General features: G+C 60.8%; 5 protein-coding genes and 2 tRNA genes. 4 read left to right on the forward strand and 3 right to left on the reverse strand.

The genetic code is table 11. From position 1 onward, the window contains the following. Positions 1-316: LysR family transcriptional regulator (locus I8N66_RS31215; RefSeq protein ID WP_291162435.1), on the reverse strand; the 316-nt coding region annotated here is incomplete at its 3' end. Positions 317-453: 137 nt separating this feature from the next. On the opposite strand from I8N66_RS31215, the gene I8N66_RS31220 reads away from it, so the two are divergent. Both I8N66_RS31220 and I8N66_RS31225 read left to right on the forward strand, forming a co-directional pair. Beyond that, positions 454-1,074, forward strand: coding sequence for an FMN-dependent NADH-azoreductase (locus I8N66_RS31220; RefSeq protein WP_113537817.1), 621 nt, complete (start codon positions 454-456; stop codon positions 1,072-1,074). A 172-nt stretch (positions 1,075-1,246) separates the two neighbouring features. Beyond that, positions 1,247-1,498, forward strand: a complete 252-nt coding sequence (locus I8N66_RS31225; protein ID WP_291162444.1) for a hypothetical protein — start codon at positions 1,247-1,249, stop codon at positions 1,496-1,498. Here I8N66_RS31225 and I8N66_RS31230 read toward each other — a convergent pair. Both I8N66_RS31230 and I8N66_RS31235 read right to left on the reverse strand, forming a co-directional pair. Continuing rightward, a complete protein-coding gene (locus tag I8N66_RS31230; protein WP_291162439.1) occupies positions 1,488-2,201 on the reverse strand; it encodes an AprI/Inh family metalloprotease inhibitor in 714 nt (237 codons plus the stop codon). The two genes, I8N66_RS31225 and I8N66_RS31230, sit on opposite strands and share 11 nt — an antisense overlap. 144 nt (positions 2,202-2,345) lie before the next feature. Next, positions 2,346-3,221: an RNA methyltransferase gene (locus tag I8N66_RS31235; protein ID WP_113537819.1), complete on the reverse strand. Its 876-nt coding sequence runs from the start codon at positions 3,219-3,221 to the stop codon at positions 2,346-2,348. Between the two features lie 217 nt (positions 3,222-3,438). Between I8N66_RS31235 and I8N66_RS31240 the strand changes: the two genes are divergently transcribed. Both I8N66_RS31240 and I8N66_RS31245 read left to right on the forward strand, forming a co-directional pair. Then, a tRNA-Tyr gene (locus I8N66_RS31240) sits at positions 3,439-3,523 on the forward strand. A 23-nt stretch (positions 3,524-3,546) separates the two neighbouring features. Beyond that, a tRNA-Gly gene (locus I8N66_RS31245) sits at positions 3,547-3,620 on the forward strand. Positions 3,621-3,948 lie beyond the last annotated feature (328 nt).

A 3,948-nucleotide genomic window follows, 5' to 3' on the forward strand; every position in this document is an offset into this window, starting at 1 on the left:
GCATCGGGGTGAACCCGAGCGGGCAGGCGAGCCTCACCGTGCCCGAGGGTTCTGCCCGCACGGCGGCGATCTCGGCTTCTGCTGCGGCGACACCGTCGAGCAGTCCCTGGCAGTGTTCGTAGAACACGCGGCCAATGTCGGTGACGCGCAGCTTGCGGGTCGATCGTTCGAGCAACCGCACGCCGAGTTGCTCCTCAAGACGAGCAACATGTTTGCTGAGTTTGGATTTGGGTATATTGAGGTCCCGTGCGGCAGCGCTGAAGCCGTTGTTTCGCACGACGGCGGCAAAAAGCCCGAGGTCGTTTAGATCCTGCATTGTCCTGTCTCCGAAGTGCGGATGTTGGTCATGATTGTTTCCGTCTGGAAACAGTATGTCAAATATCCGCTGGCTTATCGGGTCATTGTTTTCCCCTCATATGTGGATCACCGCAACGCACACACAAAGGTGTTCCCATGAACGTTCTTCACATCGACTCCGGTATCCTCGGTGATCACTCGGTTTCCCGTCGCCTGACGGCGGCACTTGCCGCGCAGGTCAAGGCTGATCGCACGGATGCCACGGTGACCTATCGTGACCTCGCCGACAGCTCGCTTCCGCATCTGACCGGTGCCCAGATCATGGCCCCCGCCGATCTTGCAGGCGTGGACGCCGACCTTGCCGCCGACGTCAAGCTTGGCCGCGACATGCTCGAAGAATTCCTCGCAGCCGACACGATCATCATCGGTGCGCCGATGTACAACTTCGGCATTCCGAGCCAGCTGAAGGCCTGGATCGACCGCATCGCCGTGTCCGGCAAGACTTTCCGCTACACCGAGAATGGTCCGGAAGGCCTGGCAAAGGGCAAGAAGATCATCGTCGCCTCGACCCGCGGCGGCCACTACTCGGCCGGTCCTGCTGCCGTCATGGACCATCAGGAATCGTACCTGAAGACGGTCTTCGGCTTCCTCGGCGTCACCGATGTCGAATTCGTCCGCGCCGAGGGCCTCAACCTCAGCGCCGACTCCAAGCAGTTCGCGATCGCCGAAGCTGAAAAGACGATTGCCGAAGGCAACGTCCTTCGCCTTGCGAGCTAATATATAGGTTCAGCGGGTCACCGAGGTGATCCGGTGGAGGGGCCGAGGCCCTGCGTGCGGACGGTGCCGGTTGCAAACGCAGCCGGCATTGTCCGTTTTCGATTGTGACGATCTGCTTTATAATGCGTTCATGAAGAGCGGGCGCACGATCCTCTTGGGCATGACCGCTGCGATGGCCTTTGTGGTCGCCGCCGAAGCCGCGCTCGCGGCGCCGCCGGATCACGGCTGCACCTGCCGCAACCGCGACGGTTCGAAATATGAGCTGGGGCAGGTCGCCTGCCTGCGCGTCGACGGCGGCACCTATCTTGCGCGTTGCGAAATGAACCTCAACGTCACCACCTGGAAGAAATTGCGCGACGGTTGCCCGACGGCTGCCGGGATGAGTGTACCCCTGGGCCATCAGCTGCAATCGGTCAGTTTCTGATGAGGAGCAGCGGCTTGCCGCCCTCGTTCCGGTCCTTTTCGAAACCGGAAGCCGTGGAGGTGAAAGCGAGCGAGCTGCCATCCTCGCCGAGCAGCGTTATGCCCAGGCCGACTGCAGTCCAATATTTCAGCTTCAGTTTTTTGACAGCGCCATGGCAAGGTTCTTCGACAGACAAGGCGAGATTGCCGTCGTTGTCAGCAGCCTCTTTGAAGTTAACACGGCAGATGACGGTTCCATCCGATCGTTTCATCTGCCACGCGCCTTTCATGTTTGTCGGAGCCGGCAGATGCGAGATGCCGTCCATCGCGGGTATGAGTGCCAACGGAGGCCCGTTCTCGCCGTTCGTCTGGAGCGGCGATCCCTCGCTCTCTTCAAACCGGGCACGGACTTTCCGTAGGACGTCGATCAGCAACAGACCTCCGCTCCCATCGAAGTTCCAGGCGACGACGTCAGCAAGGGGCGGCAGGTTGTTGGCGCAGCCCTCGGCTCCGGCGACGGCGTAGCCGCCAATCGCCTCATCGGCGGTGAGCGTCAGCCCGCATCCTTCGGCACCGTCGAGCGGGGCGACGAGGTAGTCGCCTGTCTGCGCCGCTATGATGGCGGGGTCGATGTCGCCGGCGGCAAAGGCGGTGGTTGCCCCCAGACAGAGCGCCCCCAAAACCAGCAGCCGAAACATAGGAATGCGTGACGCAGCCGCGACCATAGAGGCCCTCCGATCCCAACGAAGCGGAGATTTCCACAGGCTCAATTTCGCGTCAATGTGCTGGCCTTCGATGCCAGTTTCGACCCCGTAGGAAACGCGTCCGCCCGCCGTGGGCACAAGGACGGGCGGACGCGTCTGGAGATCTTAGCGGTTCAGGAACTGGCGCGCCGCGTACATGGCGATCGCCGCCGCGTTCGACACGTTCAGCGATTTGATCGCACCCGGCATGTCGAGGCGGGCAAGGTCCGTCACGATCGAACGGGTCTTTTGCCTGAGCCCCTTGCCCTCGGAACCGAGGACCAGCGCGATCTTCTCGCCGCTGAACGTCCCCTCCAGCGGCTGCGGTCCCTCCGAATCAAGGCCGATCGTCTGGAAGCCCAGCCGGTGCAGTTCTTCGATGGCGTCGGCAAGATTGGTGATCTGGATATAGGGGATCATTTCCAGCGCACCGGAGGCGGACTTGGCGAGCACGCCCGATTCGGTCGGGCTGTGGCGCATGGTGGTGATCAACGCGCCGGCGTCGAAGGCGACGGCCGAGCGCATGATAGCGCCGACATTGTGCGGATCGGTCACCTGGTCGAGCACCAGAATCAGCGGGCAATCACGAAGCGCTTCGAGCCTGCGATGTGGCAGGGGACGTGTCTCGAGCATGACGCCCTGGTGGATCGCATCGGGACCGAGGATCTTGTCGAGCTCCTGCGGCGTCACGGTATCGACCGGGAAGGGAAGGGCCGAGAGTTCGCCGATCTCTAGCCTTGCGGCCGCGTTTGGGGTCACGCTGAGGTGAACGATCTGGCGCGCCGGATTGTCCAGCGCGGCGCGGACCGTGTGCAGGCCGTAAAGCAGAACCTGCTCCGGCGCGAGCTGTGGCGCCTTCCAGTCGGCTGGCGCCTTGCGGCGCTTCTCCAGTTTCGGTGTTGGGATTTCGCCACGTTCCCGCTTGGCGTCGCGGTGAGCGCGCCTCAGGTTGGCGTAATGGGTGTCTTTGGCGCTCTTGTCGCCGGTGCGATCTTTGCTCATTGGCGTCTTATAGAGAGGTTGCACGCGGGGCGAAATGGTTTTCAGCGTGGGGTCGTTTTTTGCGGCTGTGGAGAAATTCAGAAATTTTCCATCGACCTGTGTTGACAGGACGAAACGAGGCAGTCATATACCCGGCCACAGATCGAGAGCGGCAACGACAAGTCGCTGGTTGTCTCACGATCTCAAATGCTTGGTCGAAAGATCCCGACAGAATAATGGAGGGATGCCCGAGTGGTTAAAGGGGACGGACTGTAAATCCGTTGGCTCAGCCTACGTTGGTTCAAATCCAACTCCCTCCACCATTCTGCTTCTGGATCGAAGGCCCGCGGGTATAGCTCAATGGTAGAGCAGCAGCCTTCCAAGCTGAATACGCGGGTTCGATTCCCGCTACCCGCTCCAGCAGCGACAAGCTATCTTTCTCACATTGACCCATCGCTTCAACGTTTCGCCGCAAACCGTTGTTTGTCTTGCGCCCCCGGTGATTCGCGATTCGCGGATGCCGTCTCTTGTGGCAGCGCTTCAGCATTCCTACATATCGACAGGAAAAGGCCGTCTGCGACCGGTCCGGGCGTACGCAATTAAGTCTTGCGCAAATCCCCTGAAACCCTTAAACGGCTCCACAAACCGGCCCTGCCGGCTGATCATTCATACTTGACCACAGGAAACGTACCCATGGCAAAGAGCAAATTTGAGCGCAACAAGCCGCACGTTAACATTGGCACGATTG

This window comes from Ensifer sp. SSB1 (genome assembly GCF_016652895.1).
GTDB lineage: Bacteria > Pseudomonadota > Alphaproteobacteria > Rhizobiales > Rhizobiaceae > Ensifer.